The sequence below is a fragment of the Streptomyces sp. V3I8 genome (assembly GCF_030817535.1).
GTDB lineage: Bacteria > Actinomycetota > Actinomycetes > Streptomycetales > Streptomycetaceae > Streptomyces.
In genome coordinates, this window is record NZ_JAUSZL010000002.1 from 1210602 (window position 1) to 1227123 (window position 16522).

Below are 16522 nucleotides of genomic sequence, written 5' to 3' on the forward strand. Positions count from 1 at the left end.
GATCCGCAGGCGACGCCGGGGTTGGCACCTTCAGCATGAAGAATATGTTCGGACCGTTTTCCCGCTTTCGCGCTCATGCGATTCTGGCCGTCGCCGCTCTGTGCGTCCTGCTCTGCGCACTGGTCGCGACAATGACGTCGGACCGGCTGACGGCCGGCGGTATGTATCCGCCGTCGGCCGCCTCGGTCCGGGCGGAACGCGTCCTCGGTACGGAGTTCCGGGCCGGCGATCCGGACGTACTTCTGCTCGTGGAGCCACGGGACGCGGGACAACCGGTCGACGCGCCGGCCGTCGTGGCGGCCGGCCGGGAACTGACAGGAGCCGTACGGCGGGCGGGGCCGGTCCATTTCGTCTCCTCGTTCTGGGGCGGCAACCCGGCCATGCGTGCTGGCGACGGCCGCAGCGCCGTGATCGCCGTGAAATTCAGAGGTGACGAGAAAGCTGTCGGCGAAGCGGTGGAACAATTGTTTCCTTCCGTCCTCGGACGACACGGTCCCGTCACCGTGTCCGCCGCCGGACCCTCCGCGACCCTCGACGCATTGCAGACGCACAGCAGACGTGATCTGATCCGCGCCGAGTTGCTGACCGCTCCGCTGGTCCTGCTCCTGCTGATCGTGGTCTTCCGGAGCCTTCTCGCGGCGCTGTTGCCCGTCCTGGTCGGCGTGGTGTCCGTGACGACGACCTCGGCGCTGCTCGGCCTGCTGGCCACGGTCACGCCCGTCAGCGTTTTCGCGCTCAACATCGCCAGCGCCCTCGGCTTCGGACTGGCCGTCGACTACAGCCTGTTCGTGGTGACGCGCTTCCGGAGCGAGCTGGACCGCGGTGCGGACCCGGCAGCGGCGCTGCGGACGACGACGGCCACGGCGGGCCGGACCGTTGTGTACTCAGCGGTGGCGGTCTCCTTGTCCCTGGCCGCGCTGCTGGTCTTCCCGACCATGTTCCTGCGGACCGTGGCCTACGGGGGCATCACCGTGACGATGCTGTCCGCGCTGGCCGCCTGTGTGGTTCTTCCCGCCGCGCTCGCCCTGCTGGGCCGTCGGGCGGGCACCACCGCAACCGCGTCCCGCGACCGTGACCGCGAGGACGAAGGCCCGGCCGGACTTCCGGTCGGAAGTCCGGTCGGAGGCCCGGTCAGTAGGGCCACGGGCCTGATCTGGTCCTCCAGTGCCCGTCTCGTACGGCGGGCCCCCGCGTCGGTGGCCGTCGCGGTGACGGTCTTCCTGGTGACCCTGGCCGCCCCCTTCCCGGACGTGTCCTTCGGCTTCCCCGACGACCGCGCCCTGCCCGCCGGGACGGCTGTCAGGGCCGCTTCCGACCGCGTACGCGCGGATTTCCCGCAGTTGTACGAACCACAGATCGCGGCGGTGCTCCCGGGCGCGGCGGACGGACGGCAGGCACTGTCCGGCACCGACGCGTACGCGCGCTCCCTCTCCCGCGTCCCGGGAGTACGCCGGGTCGAGGGCGCCACCGGCACCTACACGCCGGCCGGCCGGCAGGCCCCTGTTCCGTCCGCCGCGCGCACCTTCACCGACGGGTCCGACGCCTGGCTGAGGATCACGCTGAGCGGCGACCGGTCCGACAGCGAGCAGGCCCTGCGCACGCTGAAAGCCGTACGGGAGGTGTCCGCGCCCGTACCGGCGCTGATGGGTGGCGGCGTGGCCCTGCTCCAGGACACCAGGGCCGCGCTCGCCGACCGGCTGCCGGTCGCCGTCCTGTGGGTGGCCGTGTCCATGTTCGTGCTGCTGTTCGCCTTCACCGGCAGCGTCCTGATCCCGCTCAAGGCGCTCGCACTGACCGGGCTGAGCATGTCCGCGGCCCTCGGCATGATGGTCTTCATCTTCCAGGACGGCCATCTGCGCGATCTGGTCGGCCCGTTCACCCCCGTCGGCAGCACCGACATCATGATGCCGATCCTGGTGATCGCCATCGCCTTCGGGCTCTCCATGGACTACGAGGTGTTCCTGCTCTCCGCGTTCCGGGAGAGCTATCTCGTCCTGGGCGACAACTCCGCCGCCGTCGAGGCCGCGGTGCGGCGTACCGCTCCCCTCATCACCTCGGCCGCCGCTCTGATCATCGTCGTCTTCCTCGGCCAGGCGTCGTCGCCCGTCGTCCCGTTGAAGATCGTCGGCGTGGGCATGGTCGTCACCGTCGTACTGGACGTGACCGTGATCCGTATCCTGCTGGCCCCCGCCCTCATGCACCTGGCGGGCCGGACCAACTGGTGGGCGCCCCCTGTGCTGGCCCGTCTGCACGCGCGCTACGGACTCGCCGAGAGCTGACCGCCGCCGGCGGACGCCCCGAAGGTGGCCGTCTCCGTGCAGGCGTGAAGAGGGCGCCCCGGAGCCATACTTGACCATGCAGGAGCAATTCGTCGCAACGTGCCATGCGAGAGGCAGCCATCCAGTGAACAGCGGCAAACAAGGTGTGCGAAAAGTCGAGGTGCGGATCAAATGGGACCCCAGTCCCTGGGACCGGCCACCGCACCACCTCGACATCATCGCCGCGACCTACTCGGTGGACGCCCCGTACGGAAAGCCGGTGTACGTCGTCCACTACGACAGCCGCTCACCGGACGGCACCATCAACATGAGCCGGCACAGCCAGACCGGCCAGGGCTTCGGCTACGTCGAGGCGATGACCCTGGAGTTCGATCGTCTCGCCTCCTCCTTCGCACGGGTGGTCGTGGGCGTGGTGATCCATCAGAACAGCGGCCACAAGACGTTCGGCGACCTGTCCAACGCCGGGGTCCTCGTCGTCGAGGGGCACGAAGAACTCCTCAAGGACGACTTCGCACAGGTCTCCGCGTCCACCGCCACCACGGTCGCGGAGTTCACCCGGAACGCATCCGCCACATGGGACTTCCGGGAGATGGTCCGGGGCTCCGACAGCGACCCCGTGGTCTTCACCGCGGAGATGGGAAGCACCCCGTAGCGCCGCGCACGGTCATACCGATGCCTGGGAGACGGCCGCGACGTCCGCCAGGCGCATCGGCGTTCAGGGCAGGAGTCGCTGTTCCATGGCGAAGACGGCCACCCCGGCCCGGGTCCGTCGCCCGGTCTTGTCGTAGATGTGCCCGAGGTGATGGCCCACGGTGCGGCCGGAGATGGACAGTTCGGCGCCTATCTGCCGGTTGGTCAGCCCGCGGGCGGCCAGTCGCAGCACTTCGACCTCCCGCGCCGTGAGACCGGCCGGGCGGTGCGGCCGGGACGGCGGTCCGCCCGCCGCCCGGATCACCAGGTCGCAGGCGGTGCGGTCCAGGGCGCCCGAGTCCGCCTCGCGCGTCAGGTGTCCGACGGCTTCGTCGACGGTGAAGGCGTCCCGGTGCCCGCGCGGTTCGGTCAGTGCGGCGAACACGTCGGCGGCGGCGAGGACAAGGGCCGCCACAGGGGGACGGGATCCCAGGTCACCGCGGTGGTATCCGCTGCCGTCGAGGCGCTCGTGGTGCGCGGCCGCGATCGGTGCCAGCGGAGCGAGAGCGGGCACGCGCTCCAGTACCCGCTGGGTCCAGTACGTGTGCAGCCTCACCCGTTCCGTCTCAGCGGTGCTCAGCGGCCCGGGGCGGTCCCACACATCGGCGGAGATCCCGGCCCGCCCGAGGTCGTGCAGCAGAGCCGCGCAGCGCAGCCGGATCACCTCGTCGGCGGCGAGACCGGCCAGCCGGCCGGCACGCTCCGCCAGCCGCGCGACGTGTTCGCTGTGCCCGATCAGCCACTTGCCCTTGAGGTCCACGAACCTGCCGAGGACCGCGCACAGTTCGGGGATCCTCTCGGGGGACACCGTGATGTACGGCGGCGGTTCGGACGCCACCACCGACATGACCGCGTCGGGCTCGCCGAGCGGGGCGAGCACCCTGGCCGCGTCGGCTGCGAACGCCCGCGCCAGTTCCGGATCGAGATGGCCGCCGGCCCGCCCGGCCACCTCCGAGACGGCAGCCGCTTCGCCCCCTGCCGCATGTGCCAGGACGGCCTGTTCGGCGACGTGGACCACACGAGCGGCGAAGGAGAGGCGCTCACCCGCGATGCCTAGGGGGATGCCCTTGCCGTCCCACCGCTCGTACACGTCGTTCAGCGCCGTGAGGGTCCGCGGTCGCAGACCCAGGCCCGAACCCAGCGCCTGACTGGCCTCACAACCGTTGCGCATGGCCTCCACACCCACCGTGGGCAACACCTCGGCCAGCGTGTCCGTCAGCCACCGCCCCTCCTCGTACGTCCACCTTCCGGTCCGGGCCAACTGTTCGGCCGGGGGCACCTCGTCGCCCGGATCGAGGTACTTCATCGCGCTCTGGAACGCCACCTCGTCGCCGAAGACCGCCGCGAGCTCGGGGGCGTACGACGTGCAGCCGACCGAGCGCAGCAGTGCCGTCTCGTAGACCGCCCGGCAGGTCTCCCGGTCGGCGGCGAGGACGTCGCGGGCGAACACCGTGGCGACGACGCAGGTGCGCAGCCCTTTCTCGAAGGACATGCCCGCGGCCAGGTCGGTCGTCAGGGACAGCGCCGCCAGTACTTCGGCCAACCGGACCTCTTCCACCGCCACAGCGTAACCGCCCCTCCTCGGCGCCGGGGAACGCGTCTTCGGGGCAGGCACGGTCAGCGGTATAGGTCGATCGGCCGATGTCCGCGGGCAGGTTCGCGCGGAGGATCTACGCATGCGGGGCGCGAGCCCGGCCGCAGCGCCCGGGGCCGCGTTCAGCCCCCGGCGGCACACACAGCACAGCACGGAGGTTCCACATGACCACACACCAGTACGCCACTTCGGGGAGCGCAACGGTGGAGACGCTGTACGGCTCGCTCGCGCAGGGGGACGTCGCCTCACTGCTCGCGGGGCTCGACGAGCGGATCGAATGGGTGGTCCCGCCGAGTCTCCACTACGGAGGCACCTACCGGGGACGTGAGGAGATCCTGGAGAACGTGTTCTCCCGTTTCGTCACCGAGTGGCAGGACTTCACCGTGGCCCCCGAGGAGATCGTCGATGCCGGGGACATCGTCACGGCGCTCGGCCATTACAGCGGTACGAGCCTGGCGACCGGAAAGCCGATGAGGGCGCGCTTCGTGCACGTATGGCGGCTGCGGGACGGCGTCCCCGTGCACTTCGAGACCGTCTTCGACACCCACACCATGGTCGCCGCCATGTGAACCGGCCTTCCCGGCAGTGGCAGTGAGTGGCAGCGGCAGCGGCAGCGGCCGACGGCCACCGCGGGAGGCAGCGGTCACGGGACCGGCCGGGGCACCCGCGTCACACGCCGGGCGGGGCCGCGGCGGCGACGGCTCGCCGCGTGTCCTCGGTGACGAGATCCAGGTTGAGGGCGGCGGCCGCCCTCAGTCCGGCGGCCGCCGAGCCGATGACGGTCTCGGTGAGGCTGGTGACGTTGCCCGCCGCGTACACGCCCGCCGTGCTCGTCACTCCCTGCGGGTTCGCCACCACGTGACGGCCCGCAACCTGCCCGAAGAGCCGCAGTTCCGCGGTCTCCAGGTCCAGGCCTGCCAGTCCCCCGGTCCGGGCGGTGAAGCGCGGGGCGACCACCAGGTGACTCACCGCCGGCTGCCGCCCGTCGGCCAGCACGACACCGCGCAGCCGGTCCTCCCGGACGTCGAGGTGGGACACCCGTCCTTCCACCACCTGCACGCCCCTCGCGTCGAGACGTGCGCGCGCCGGTTCGTCGAGCCGGGGACCGGTGTGCGTGAACAAGGTGATGTCGTCGCTCCACTGACTCCACAGCAGCGCCTGCTCCACCCCGACCGGGCCGGTGGCCAGCACTCCGATCGCCCGGTCGCGCACCTCCCAGCCGTGGCAGTAGGGACAGTGGAGCACCTCGCGCGCCCAGCGCTCGGCCACTCCCGGTACGTCCGGGAGTTCGTCCACCAGGCCGGTGGCCAGGAGCAGGCGGCGCGCCCTCACGACGGTGCCGTCGTCGAGTGCGGCCTCGAAGTTCCCGTCCGCGGCACGCCTCGTGGTGACGACCGACGCCTCGATCACGCGCGTTCCGAAACGGGTGGTCTCCTGCTGCGCGAGGGCGAGGAATGCGGCGGGATCGACGCCTTCGTGGCCGAGGTAGTTGTGCATGCTGTGCGCGGGGGCGTTGCGCTGCTGTCCGGCGTCGACGAGCAGTACGGTGCGGCGGGCACGTCCGAGGGTGAGCGCCGCGTTCAGGCCGGCCGCGCCGCCGCCGATGACGACGACGTCGTGGACCGGGCCGCCGTGTCCGTCGGCCGCCCGCCGTTCGGTGGTGTGGGGGTGTGTCATGAGGGGGTTCCTCGTCTCTCGGTTCTTTCGGCTCGCGGCCTTCTGCGCTCTCGGCCTTCTGCCCTCTCGGCGGTGATCCTGCGGCCGCCCGCCGACGGCGTCCAAGGCACCTTGCCGACCTGGCAAGATGCGGGTGTGAACCACGACGAGCTGGCGGAAGTGCTGCGCACGGTCGGGGGGCGGCTGCGGACACTGCGGCGGCAGCGCCACGCGACACTGGACGACATCAGCGAGCGCAGCGGCATCTCCCCGAGCACGCTGTCGCGGCTGGAGTCCGGGCAGCGCAAGTACACCCTCGATCTGCTGCTGCCGCTCGCGGCCGCCTACGGCCTGCCGCTCGACGAACTCGTCGGCGCGCCGCCGACCGGCGACCCGCGCGTTCATCTGCGTCCCGTGGCCGTACCGGGGCAGGACCAGACGGTCGTCTCCCTGGTACGTCACCACGGTGGTCCGCACGCCCACAAGCACGTGCTGCCGACGGGGGCGACGACCGCCTCGGGGCAGGGGCTCCACACCCATCGGGGCTACAGCTGGATCTACGTCCTGCACGGGCGGCTGCGCGTCACCGCCGGCACCCGGCAGGTGGTCCTGGCCGCCGGGCAGGCCACGGAGTTCGACACCCGGTTGCCCCATGCGCTGGGCAACGCCGGTGACCGGCCCGTCGAGTTCCTGAGCCTCTTCGGCTCCCAGGGCGAGCGGATGCGCGTCGTCACGTCGTGGGAGGAGGTGCCCGGCCGGCAGCCGGACGACGGCGGGGGCCCGGAGACGGGCTGACGAACGGGTCGGGAGGCGTGGCGGCGAGGCCGTCTTGCCGGGTCGGCAAGACGGCTTGGGTGCGCCGTGCGCAACCGCGCATGATCCCGCTGCCCGGCAGCACATCGCCCGAACCCGGAGAACAGCCATGCCCGTCACACCGCCGCCCATCGACCCGGAGCTCGCCGCAGCGGTCGACCTCGACGCCCTGCGCATCACCCTCACCCACGAGGTCATCGAGAACATCCGAGCGGCGTCCGCGCTGACGCCGTCCCTGGACGAGCTGCGCCGCGACGGTGCCTTCACCGTCCAGGAACACGTCGCCCGTCCGGCCGACGGCGGCACCGACGTGCCCCTGCTGCTGTGCCGGCCCGCCGCGGCCGCGGGGCGGCTCCCCGTCCTCTACTACCTCCACGGGGGCGGCATGGTCATGGGCCATGCCCGGCAGAACCTGGACCACGTCCTTCGGTGGGCGCGGGAACTGCGGGCGGCCGTCGTCTCCGTCGAGTACCGGCTGGCTCCCGAACACCCCTACCCCGGGGCGCTCGACGACTGCCGGACCGGGATCACCTGGATCACCGCGCACGCCGAGGAGCTGGGCATCGATCCCGAGCGCGTCCTCGTCGTCGGGTTCAGCGGAGGCGGTGCCCTGGCCGCCGGTCTGGTCCTGCGCCTGCGGGACCAGACCGAGCTGCGCCCGGTGGGACAGATGCTGGTCTGCCCGATGCTCGACGACCGCAGCGACACCTTCTCCGCCGTCCAGCTCGCGGAACTGGGCGGCTGGAACCGCGCCACCAACGAGGCCGCCTGGACACACGTGCTCGGCGAACGCCGAGGCACCCCCGACGTGCCCCCGTACGCCGCGCCCGCCCGCGCCGAGGACCTGTCGGGGCTGCCGCCGACGTACCTCGAGGCCGGTTCCGCCGAGACGTTCCGGGACGAGGTGGTCGCCTACGCCTCCGGGATCTGGGCGGCCGGCGGCGACGCCGAACTGCACGTGTTCCCCGGGGGTTTCCACGGGTTCGACTTCCTCGTCCCCGCGGCCGCCCTGTCCCGCGACGCCCGGGACGCCCGGCTGAAGTGGCTGCGACGGACCCTGCCCGTCCGGTCCTGAGGGAGGGAAACAGGTCAGTGGGCGGGGGGTGTGCCGAGCGGCGGAGGGCTGCCGAAGACGCTGCGGATCCACACCTCGGCGAGGGCGGCCACCCGTTGTTCGTCGGCGACGCGCGGTTCCATGCCGAGGAGGGCCGCATACAGGTTGCGCTCGCTCATCCACACCAGCGTGGTGGCGAGCGTGACCGCGTCGACGCCGGCCGGGGCCCGTCCGCTCGCGCGCTCCCGCTCGATCCACGTGGTGGCGGGCCGGACGAACAGGTCGAGCAGATCGGTGTAGACCGCGCGCAGTTCCGCGTCCGAGGCCATGGCGTCGGACGCGGCCAGGATCACGGCGGCGTGCTCACGCCACAGGGCCAGGATCTCGGTGTAGTTGCCGGCGAAGGTCTGCTGGGGCGTGGGGTCCCGCTCCAGGGTGCTGAAACCGCGCAGGGCGATCTCCAGTTTGTCGTGCATGACACGTTCCAGCAGTGCGGCCAGCAGGGAGTGCTTGGTGTCGAAGTAGAAGTAGAAGGTCGGCCGCGAGATGCCGGCCCTGGTGGCCAGCTCACCGACGGAGATGTCCGTGAAGGGCCTTTCGGCGAGAAGCGTCTCGGCGGCGGAGAGCAGCGCCTCCAGACGACGGTCCCCCCGGCTGGCGGAGCGGGTCCAGCTGCGGGCCGGGGGCTCGGCCCGGTCGTGGGCCGCGCTGCTGTCAGGGCGTTGTGCCGCCACGCGGTTTTCCTCTCGTCTGCCGCTCGGGCCGTTCCGGCCGCGACGGCGTGGACGTGATCCATCGTATCCACCGTCCCTGCTCAACAGGTGTTGGTTTAAGCTGACACTTGTTTGCGTCCCACCCGACGGGTGTGCCGCGACGTGGCCACGCCCCTTTCCGAAAGGCACTCACATGGCAACCGTCCTGATCACCGGAGCCTCCGACGGGCTCGGCCGCGCGCTGGCCGAGGACCTCGCCGCGGACGGACACCGCCTGCTGCTGCACGGCAGGAACCCGGAGCGGCTGGCGCGGGTCGCCGCGACGACCGGCGGGGAGATCTTCACCGCCGACTTCGCCTCACTGGCCGCCGTGAAGCGCCTCGCGGCGGAGGTCACCGCCCGCCACAACCGGCTCGACGTCCTGGTGAACAACGCCGGTGTGGGTTTCGAGGCCGGCAGCACCAGCCGCGAGATGTCGGCCGACGGCTACGAGCTGCGGCTGGCCGTCAACCATCTGGCCCCGGCCCTCCTCACCCACGAACTGCTTCCCCTGCTGCGCCGGGCGGCGCCCGCCCGTGTCGTCAACGTCGCCTCCGTCGGGCAGCAGTTGTTCGACTTCGACGATCCGCAGCACGAGCGGGACTTCACCCAGTTCGACGCATACTGCCGTTCCAAGCTGGCGCTGATCAGCCACACGGCCGACCTCGCCGCACGGCTGGCCGGAACCGGCGTCACGGTCAACGCCGTCCACCCGGCGACGTTCATGGCGACGACGATGACCGAGGCGTCCGGCCTGCCCGCCCAGGAACCGCTGGAGAAGGGCGTCGCGGCCACCCGCCGCCTCGTGGACCATCCCGGTCTCGCCTCGGTGACCGGCGCCTACTTCCACAGCGAGGAGCAGGCCTCCGTCTCGGAGCCCCGGGCCCTCGACGCCGAGTACGTCGGCCGTCTGGCCGCGCTCACCGGCCGGCTGATCGACGACGTGACCGTCTGACGCACGGCGCGGGCCCCTCCGTCTCTCTCGCCCCCCGCCGCCCCACCCCTGCCCATGAACCGTCATCGCGCACCAGGAGCACTCTCATGACACATACCTTCATCAGCGCCGTCGTCCCCGCCGGCGCGGACGCCGTCTGGCGGACCGTACGCCCCTTCGACGGCATCGACGTCTGGCATCCGGCCATCGAGTCCAGCGTCCTGGAGGAGGGCGGACCGGCCACGGTCGGCTCCCTGCGACGGCTGCGGTTCGCGGACGGCACCACCGTGGTGACCGAGCGCCTGACCGCCCTCGACGACACCGCCCGCACCTTCACCTACGAACTGGTCGAGCATCCCTTCCCGGTACGCCGCAGCGTCTCGACCCTGCGGGTCACACCCGTCACCGACACCGGCGAGGCGTTCGTCGAATGGTGGGCCGACTCCATGGAGAACGCGGCGGACTCCGCCGGCGCCCAGGCTCTCGTCAGGGAGCTGTACGGCAGCGGCCTGTCCGCTCTTCGGCAGCGCTTCGCCCCGGTGCGCGACGCCGTCACCGGCTGATTTCGGTCCGCGGACGAGCCTCCGGCGTGCGGACGCGTGTGACGGCGTGCCCCTACCGGCCCGCTTCGGCCGCCGCGAGCAGCAAGTGAGCGGAGTTGAGCAGGAGTCGGCCATCCGCTTACCCGGTGTCCGGCACACGGGCGCGGTGGCCCCGCCGTAGGCTCGCCACGAGTCGGCCGGTCCGCCGCGCCCGTGTGCCGTGGTGACGCGCGGCCCATTCCGGCGGTCCTCGAAGAAAGGGAAGATGCCGTGTACACCCTCATAGGTTTCCTCGTCGTCCTGGTCGGACTGACGACCATGGCGACGATCGAGAGCCGGGCCCGCCGGCTCGACCGGCGGATGGCCCGCCTGGAACACAAGCTCGACCTCCTGTTGAGGCACGGAGGCATCGAGGACGACGACCCCGCCCTGGCGGAGGTGGCGGCCCTGGTCCGGGCCGGGCAGGACATCCCGGCGATCAAGAAGTACCGCGAGGCCACCGGTGCCGGTCTGCTGGAGGCCAAGGAAGCGGTGGACCGGCTCAAGGGCTGAGACCGGCTGCGTCCTGGACGGGCAGGGTCAGACGGCTTGCGCACCGACGACCGCACACGAACAGGACGGAAACGGACGAGGGAGCGGGGACGGACGCGGGAGCGGGCCTCCGCGCCGTACGGGGGCAGGGCAGGTCCTTGGCGGTACTCGTCCTCTGTACCGTGGTGCTTGCCGCCGTGGCCGGACTGCTGGCGACGGCGGCGGCTTTCGTTTCGGACTGTCCTGGCCCCGTTTCACGCAGGCGTGGAACGACATGCTCGCGGCCGGGCGGTCCGAGGACTCCGACCCCGCCCACCCCGAGTCCGTGCTGCTGCCGGCTCTCGGCGCGCTGCCTGCCGTCCTGCTGGTCGCCGGTCTCGCCGGCGCGGTAGTGCAGACGGCTTGCGCGGTGTGTGTCACCACCGCACAAGGAGCAGGCAGGGTGAGGGGAGCACGTCACCTGTGGCGGCGGATCCGGCCCCGGCTCGGGCGGGTCGTCGCCGTCCACGTACTCCGCGGCACTCTCGTGCTCTCGGCGGTACTGGCGAGCGGGGTCGTCCGGGTGGGCGTGGGCATCGCGGTGGACACGTCGACCGGACTCGATCCCTTCCGCGGGGGTGGGCCGTTCGACACCCTGGGCGGGCTCGCGCCGATGCTCGCCCCGGGCGCGGTACTGCTCCGCGTGGGCTTCCTGCCGGCCCCGGCCGCCTGCCGCCGTGGACGGCCTCGCGCCCCGGGCCGCGCTGCGGCGCTCGTGGTCGCTCATGCGGCGCCGTGCCGCCCGGCCCTGGGCCGCGGGCGCCTGCCTGCTCGGCGCCGGCTGCGCGGGCGCCGTCCTGCTGCTGGTGCGGCAGGTCGCCGAGCCGCTGCGCGCGGCCGTCCGTGAGGCGGTCCTGACCGGCGTCACCCACAACACCCAGGTCGCCCACGCGGCCGGAGTACTCGCCCCGGTGGCGGCGGCAGCGCTTCTCTGCACAGCCCTCGTCCTCCCCCTGACGCACACCTACCTCACGGCCGCCTACCTGCGCCTGCGCGCCGGCCGACAGGTGTGAGGGCACGAGACACCTCGGCAGGCGGAAGTGAGCACATGTGAGCGCTTCGGGCCGCCTCGCGTGAGCAGTCGTGACCGGCACGATGGAGTCAAGATCCGGGAACGGCCGGACGGCTGGTGCCCCGACCCGCACGGGCGCCGCCGTCCGGAGCGCTGAGACGGCGCTCCCGCCGGCCCGTCCCACCACTCCTCTGCTGAAAGTCGTTCCATGCGCATCCTGTTCTCCGGCACGCCGGCCTACGGCCACCTGCTTCCGCTGCTCCCCTTGGAGAGGGCCGCCCGCAAGGCCGGTCACACCACGGCGTTCCTGACCCACGCGTCCCTCGGCGACCTCGTCGCTCCCGCCCCGGTCCTCCCCGCGGGGGCGTCCCTGGAGGAGACACTGGATGAGTTCCACCGCACGACCGGTACGAACGCCGCCGAGGACATGAGCCCCGCCACGGCAGGCGAGTTCTTCGGCGGCATCCGCGTCGACCTGGGCGCCGACGCGGCGCTGGCGGCGGCACACGACTTCGGCCCCGACCTGGTCGTCGCCGAGACGGCGGACTTCCTCGGTCCCCTGGCCGCCGCACACCTGGGGGTGCCGTGGGCGTCCCACGGCGTGGGCATCGCGCTGGAGGCGCCGCTGGCCGAGGCCATGTGGGCGACGGCCGCCGCCCGCGCCACGGCCCGTGGCCTCGCACTGGCCCGGCCGTTCGCGTCGGTCGACCCCTGGCCCGACTGTCTCCAGCGCGACGACTGGAAGCCGTCCCGCGACCGGATCACCGTCCGCCCCGAGGCCCACGAGTCCGAGTCCGGGTCCGGGTCCGGCGCCGGCTGGGAAGCACCGGCGTTCCCCGGCCGGGAGCACCTGCCGCGGGTGCTGGTCACCCTGGGCACGATCGTCGACGACCCGGAGGCGCTCACGGAGATCGTCACCTCGCTCGCCGGGCGGGAGGTGAACGTCGTCGTCGCCCTCCCGCCGTCGTCGGCGGACGGAGCACTGCCCGTGGCGGGCGCCGGCGTGCACGTCACCGGCTTCGTGCCCATGCGGCTCCTGCTCCAGGGGATGGACGCGGTCGTCTGCTCCGGCGGTGCCGGCACCGTGCTCTCGGTACTCGGCGCCGGTCTCCCCCTGGTGATCTGGCCCCTCGGTCTGGACAAGCCCCTGAACGCCGAACGGACCGCCGCCCTGGGAGCCGCGGAGGTCGTCGGAGGAGCCGGGGAGGCCGGCGAGGCCGTCGTCCGCGTACTGGAGGAGCCGTCCTACCGTGCCGCGGCCCGGAAGGCCGCCGCGGACATCGGCGCGATGCCCCGGGCCGAGGACGTGCTGCCCCTGCTGACCGCCCGCCTCGGCTGAACCGTCGGACCCGCACATCGGGCATCGGGCATCGGGCGAGCACGGGTTCCGTCGCCGACCGGCGACGGAGTGGAGAAGGAAGCATGTACGCGATACGACAGTACGAGTTCGGACCGCCGCAGACCCTCGTGTACGAGGAGACGGACGCTCCGCCGCCCGGCCCCGGCGAGGTGCGCCTCGCTGTCACGGCCGCGGGCGTCCACCTCATGGACACCGTCCTGCGCGCCGGGCGGGAGAGGGGAATGGCGCTGCCGCGGCTGCCGATGACACCGGGCCGGGAGGCCGCGGGGGTGGTCGACGCGGTCGGCGGCGGCGTCGGGGAGGACTGGCTCGGCGCGCGGGTCGTCGCCTATCTGGGGCACGAGCGCAACGGCGGATACGCCTCCCTCGCCGTGGCACCGGTGGAGGCACTGCATCGCATCCCCGGCGGACTCGACGACGCGGCCGCGGTCGCCATGATCGGCACGGGGCGCACCGCGGTGGGCGTCCTGGAACAGGCCGCCCTGTCGGCCGAGGACGTCGTCGTGGTCACGGCGGCGGCCGGCGGGATGGGCACGCTGTTCGTCCAGGAGGCGCGGCGGGCGGGCGCCCTGGTCGTGGGTCTGGCAGGCGGGGGACACAAGACCGCGCGGGTGCTGGAGCACGGTGCGAACGGCGCCGTGGACTACGCCCGGCCCGGCTGGCGGGAGCGGCTGGCCGAGGAGCTGGGGGGTGCCGCCTCCACCGTCGTGCTCGACGGGGTGGGCGGCCGGCTCGGCCGGGCCGCCGCGGAGTCGCTCGGCGCTGGCGGTCGGCACCTCTTTTTCGGCTGGGCCTCCGACGAGGGGCACTTCACCCGGTTCGACGCGGACGAACTGGAGAAGTACCGCATCACCTCCGAGCTGGTGGTGGGACCGTCCCTCTTCGCGCTGCCGGGAGGAATCCGCAGGCTGGAGGAGACGGCCCTGTCCTGGGCGGCGACCGGCCGGCTGCGTCCCGTGGTGCGGTGCTTCCCGCTCGCCGACGCGGCCGGGGCGCACCACGCTCTGGAGACCAGGGCGACCGTGGGAAAGGTCGTCCTGCGCCCGGAGGCGGCGCCCCGGCACTGAGCGCGCCTCCTCGTCCGCCCGCCCCCGGTGTGCCGGGGGCGGGCCGACCGGCCCGTCACGGCGGCGGCAACGGGCGGCCCTCCTCCTCGTACCGCCACAGGATCTCCTCGATGCGCGCGGTCGCGGCCGTCAGATGGCGCCGGTAGGTGCTGTACGGCAGCCGAAGCCGTCTGGCGGCCGCTTCCTGGGTGGGCGCCCCTTCGATGAACGCCACCGTCGCCGCGCGGTGCTTCCTGTCGCCGTCGCGGTCGGTGACGAGGGTGTCGACGGCGTTGGTGAGCACCTCGCGCAGGGACATGCCGTGGTCGGCCACGAGACGGCTGCCGCGCAGGGGGTTGGCCTCCAGTGCCCGGGGCCGGCGCAGGTCCCGCAGGGCGGAGCGGACCGCGGCGGCGAACTCCGCCCGGCCCAGCCGGGGCGTGCCCGGCGCGGCACGCCCGTCCCCTCCGCCGTGGGGCGGTGTCCCTGCGGGATCACCTGGGAGCCCGGCCCCGGCAGGGCTGCCACCCGCCCCCGAGAGCATCTGCTCCTGCTTGTCGGCCAGCCACTCGCCGGGTGGCGTACCACGCCAGTCGTGGGCGAAGATCCGGTACGCGACCCCGCCGACGGTGACGGCCCGCGGCAGCGGCGTCATGTCGCAGAACTCCATGTGCGCGTTCCAGAACCCGTCGTCGCGCAGCACGATGAACGACCACGCCGGCCGCGAGTCCCGCAGCAGTTCGCCCAGCATCCGCCAGAGCATCAGGTCCATCACCGGTGAGGGCCGCTGGTAGTGCTGCGGGTGGACGTGGAACCGGCCGAGGGCGATGCTCTCCCCCGGCCGGAGCGGGCCGTGCGCCGCCACGTGCCGCCAGGCCGCGGCGGCGACCGGGTCCTCGTCCCGGCCCTGGAAGGGTGCGGGCCGCAGCCAGGCGGAGAAGGCCACGGCACCCGCCCGGCTCCTCAGGCGCTGCACCCGGAAGTCCTGCGGCCGGGCACGCAGCCAGTACCGGACCACCGCGGCCGAGTCGCCGCCCTCCCCCTGCTCGGCGAGGGCGAGGACGTCGGCCTCCAGCGACGGACGGTACGGACGGTCCTCGACCAGACCGGGGGTGTACCACCCGTGGGTCTCGGCCATGTGCCCCTGCGACCGGTGGAGGAACTGCAGAGCGCCCACGGCCTGCAGGAGCCCGTCGGCGGAGGCGGCGCCCACCCGGTCCAGCAGGTGCGCGTGGACACGTCGGTAGAGCTGGTCGTGCCCTTCCTGGTCGCGCCACCACAGGTCGGCCGCGAGCGCCTCCCGTACGACGTCGTGCGGGAACAGTCCCCCGGCACAGTGCTCCATGTACGGCTGGTCCCTGAGCCAGGCGAACAGCTCGGGCGCGTCCTCGCCCACCACGGCGCGCAGCAACGTCTCGGTGGTCAGGTGGGCCTGGGCGCACACTTCGAGGGCGAGGCGGTGCCGCGGGCACGGCACGGTTCCCAGGATCTGCCGCAGCAGCCGCGCCATCACCTCGGGAGCGGGGGCCCAGCCGCCCGGCACGGGCGGCGGCCCTTTCTCGGTCCGCGCGACGTGGGCGGCCAGCACGAGCGCGAGCGGATGCCCCGCGGCGAAGGCGAGCAACGGCCGGTGCCGGTCGGCGGCGACACCGTTCTCCTCCAGAAGGACCCGCGCCTCGACGTCGTTCAGGTCACCGAGCGGCACCGGGACGAGCAGCTCCGCCCAGCCGGGGTCGGCGGACCACCGCACGTCCGGCGCATGCCGTCCCGCCACGACCACGACGGCGTCCTCGGGCAGGTCCAGCAGGAATTCCTCGCGCAGCCAGTCCTCCAGGCCCTGGCAGCGCTCGAAGGTGTCGATCAGCAGCAGCGCCCCCGGCTCGCGCGCGCAGGCCGCCGCCCTCCCGAACGCCTCCGGTGTACCCGGTACGGTGCGGCCGTCGACGTGCACGACCGGTCTGCCGACGGCGCGCGCCTCCTGGGCGTACCGCCGCAGCAGCGCCGTCTTGCCGATGCCCCCGGGGCCGTGCACGTACAGCACGGACGCCGCCCCCGGGACCCCGGCGAGAGCGTCGCGCAGCAGGTCCAGTTCGGCTTCCCTGCCGACGAACACGGCATCCCTCGTCCGGTGGACGCGGTCGGCGATCGTGCCGCGTCGCGGTGCGTGCATGCCCTGCCTCTTCGTTCTTCCAGCCTGCCCGACACCGGTGGTGAGCCCCG

15 protein-coding genes are annotated in these 16522 nt (G+C 72.8%); 11 read left to right on the plus strand and 4 right to left on the minus strand.

Features of this window, described 5'->3' with window-relative positions; translation table 11 throughout:
• Nucleotides 1-44: 44 nt before the first annotated feature.
• On the plus strand, nucleotides 45-2279 hold the full coding sequence (locus QFZ75_RS05450) for an MMPL family transporter (protein WP_307534306.1): 2235 nt from the start codon (nucleotides 45-47) through the stop codon (nucleotides 2277-2279).
• A gap of 76 nt (nucleotides 2280-2355) precedes the next feature.
• The gene (locus QFZ75_RS05455; RefSeq protein ID WP_373465809.1) at nucleotides 2356-2931 is read left to right on the plus strand and encodes a TerD family protein; all 576 of its coding nucleotides are present in this window, start codon (nucleotides 2356-2358) and stop codon (nucleotides 2929-2931) included.
• A 63-nt stretch (nucleotides 2932-2994) separates the two neighbouring features.
• On the opposite strand, the gene QFZ75_RS05460 is transcribed toward QFZ75_RS05455, so the two are convergent.
• Nucleotides 2995-4527 carry an HD domain-containing phosphohydrolase gene (locus QFZ75_RS05460; protein ID WP_307534308.1) on the minus strand — a complete coding sequence of 511 codons (1533 nt, stop codon included), beginning with the start codon at nucleotides 4525-4527 and terminating at the stop codon, nucleotides 2995-2997.
• A gap of 200 nt (nucleotides 4528-4727) precedes the next feature.
• On the opposite strand from QFZ75_RS05460, the gene QFZ75_RS05465 reads away from it, so the two are divergent.
• Complete coding sequence (locus tag QFZ75_RS05465; RefSeq protein ID WP_307534309.1) at nucleotides 4728-5132, plus strand: nuclear transport factor 2 family protein; 405 nt, start codon at nucleotides 4728-4730, stop codon at nucleotides 5130-5132.
• A gap of 100 nt (nucleotides 5133-5232) precedes the next feature.
• On the opposite strand, the gene QFZ75_RS05470 is transcribed toward QFZ75_RS05465, so the two are convergent.
• On the minus strand, nucleotides 5233-6240 hold the full coding sequence (locus QFZ75_RS05470) for an NAD(P)/FAD-dependent oxidoreductase (RefSeq protein ID WP_307534311.1): 1008 nt from the start codon (nucleotides 6238-6240) through the stop codon (nucleotides 5233-5235).
• Nucleotides 6241-6375: 135 nt separating this feature from the next.
• On the opposite strand from QFZ75_RS05470, the gene QFZ75_RS05475 reads away from it, so the two are divergent.
• Together QFZ75_RS05475 and QFZ75_RS05480 are read left to right on the plus strand one after the other, a co-directional pair.
• Nucleotides 6376-7014 (plus strand): helix-turn-helix domain-containing protein, encoded by a 639-nt coding sequence (locus QFZ75_RS05475; RefSeq protein ID WP_307534313.1) that lies wholly within the window; start codon nucleotides 6376-6378, stop codon nucleotides 7012-7014.
• Between the two features lie 127 nt (nucleotides 7015-7141).
• Complete coding sequence (locus QFZ75_RS05480; RefSeq protein WP_307534314.1) at nucleotides 7142-8107, plus strand: alpha/beta hydrolase; 966 nt, start codon at nucleotides 7142-7144, stop codon at nucleotides 8105-8107.
• Nucleotides 8108-8121: 14 nt separating this feature from the next.
• Here the strand turns inward: QFZ75_RS05480 and QFZ75_RS05485 are convergent, their stop codons facing one another.
• Complete coding sequence (locus tag QFZ75_RS05485; RefSeq protein ID WP_307534316.1) at nucleotides 8122-8820, minus strand: TetR/AcrR family transcriptional regulator; 699 nt, start codon at nucleotides 8818-8820, stop codon at nucleotides 8122-8124.
• 172 nt (nucleotides 8821-8992) lie between these two features.
• Between QFZ75_RS05485 and QFZ75_RS05490 the strand changes: the two genes are divergently transcribed.
• From QFZ75_RS05490 to QFZ75_RS05515, 6 genes are all read left to right on the plus strand, one after another.
• Nucleotides 8993-9793, plus strand: a complete 801-nt coding sequence (locus tag QFZ75_RS05490) for an SDR family NAD(P)-dependent oxidoreductase (RefSeq protein WP_307534318.1) — start codon at nucleotides 8993-8995, stop codon at nucleotides 9791-9793.
• An 86-nt stretch (nucleotides 9794-9879) separates the two neighbouring features.
• The gene (locus tag QFZ75_RS05495) at nucleotides 9880-10335 is read left to right on the plus strand and encodes an SRPBCC family protein (protein WP_307534319.1); all 456 of its coding nucleotides are present in this window, start codon (nucleotides 9880-9882) and stop codon (nucleotides 10333-10335) included.
• 249 nt (nucleotides 10336-10584) lie between these two features.
• On the plus strand, nucleotides 10585-10866 hold the full coding sequence (locus tag QFZ75_RS05500; protein WP_307534320.1) for a hypothetical protein: 282 nt from the start codon (nucleotides 10585-10587) through the stop codon (nucleotides 10864-10866).
• A 695-nt stretch (nucleotides 10867-11561) separates the two neighbouring features.
• Nucleotides 11562-11897 (plus strand): hypothetical protein, encoded by a 336-nt coding sequence (locus QFZ75_RS05505; protein WP_307534321.1) that lies wholly within the window; start codon nucleotides 11562-11564, stop codon nucleotides 11895-11897.
• Nucleotides 11898-12104: 207 nt separating this feature from the next.
• Nucleotides 12105-13235 carry a glycosyltransferase gene (locus QFZ75_RS05510; RefSeq protein ID WP_307534323.1) on the plus strand — a complete coding sequence of 377 codons (1131 nt, stop codon included), beginning with the start codon at nucleotides 12105-12107 and terminating at the stop codon, nucleotides 13233-13235.
• Nucleotides 13236-13318: 83 nt separating this feature from the next.
• Nucleotides 13319-14323 carry a zinc-binding dehydrogenase gene (locus QFZ75_RS05515; protein ID WP_307534325.1) on the plus strand — a complete coding sequence of 335 codons (1005 nt, stop codon included), beginning with the start codon at nucleotides 13319-13321 and terminating at the stop codon, nucleotides 14321-14323.
• A 55-nt stretch (nucleotides 14324-14378) separates the two neighbouring features.
• On the opposite strand, the gene QFZ75_RS05520 is transcribed toward QFZ75_RS05515, so the two are convergent.
• Nucleotides 14379-16472 carry an AAA family ATPase gene (locus tag QFZ75_RS05520; protein WP_307534326.1) on the minus strand — a complete coding sequence of 698 codons (2094 nt, stop codon included), beginning with the start codon at nucleotides 16470-16472 and terminating at the stop codon, nucleotides 14379-14381.
• Between the last annotated feature and the right edge of the window lie 50 nt (nucleotides 16473-16522).

Coding starts and splice junctions, on each gene's coding strand:
- QFZ75_RS05515 (WP_307534325.1), top strand. CDS start 13,319: ATGTACGCGATACGACAGTACGAGTTCGGACCGCCGCAGACCCTCGTG.
- QFZ75_RS05480 (WP_307534314.1), top strand. CDS start 7,142: ATGCCCGTCACACCGCCGCCCATCGACCCGGAGCTCGCCGCAGCGGTC.
- QFZ75_RS05510 (WP_307534323.1), top strand. CDS start 12,105: ATGCGCATCCTGTTCTCCGGCACGCCGGCCTACGGCCACCTGCTTCCG.
- QFZ75_RS05520 (WP_307534326.1), bottom strand. CDS start 16,472: ATGCACGCACCGCGACGCGGCACGATCGCCGACCGCGTCCACCGGACG.
- QFZ75_RS05490 (WP_307534318.1), top strand. CDS start 8,993: ATGGCAACCGTCCTGATCACCGGAGCCTCCGACGGGCTCGGCCGCGCG.
- QFZ75_RS05465 (WP_307534309.1), top strand. CDS start 4,728: ATGACCACACACCAGTACGCCACTTCGGGGAGCGCAACGGTGGAGACG.
- QFZ75_RS05455 (WP_373465809.1), top strand. CDS start 2,356: ATGCAGGAGCAATTCGTCGCAACGTGCCATGCGAGAGGCAGCCATCCA.
- QFZ75_RS05450 (WP_307534306.1), top strand. CDS start 45: ATGTTCGGACCGTTTTCCCGCTTTCGCGCTCATGCGATTCTGGCCGTC.
- QFZ75_RS05495 (WP_307534319.1), top strand. CDS start 9,880: ATGACACATACCTTCATCAGCGCCGTCGTCCCCGCCGGCGCGGACGCC.
- QFZ75_RS05470 (WP_307534311.1), bottom strand. CDS start 6,240: ATGACACACCCCCACACCACCGAACGGCGGGCGGCCGACGGACACGGC.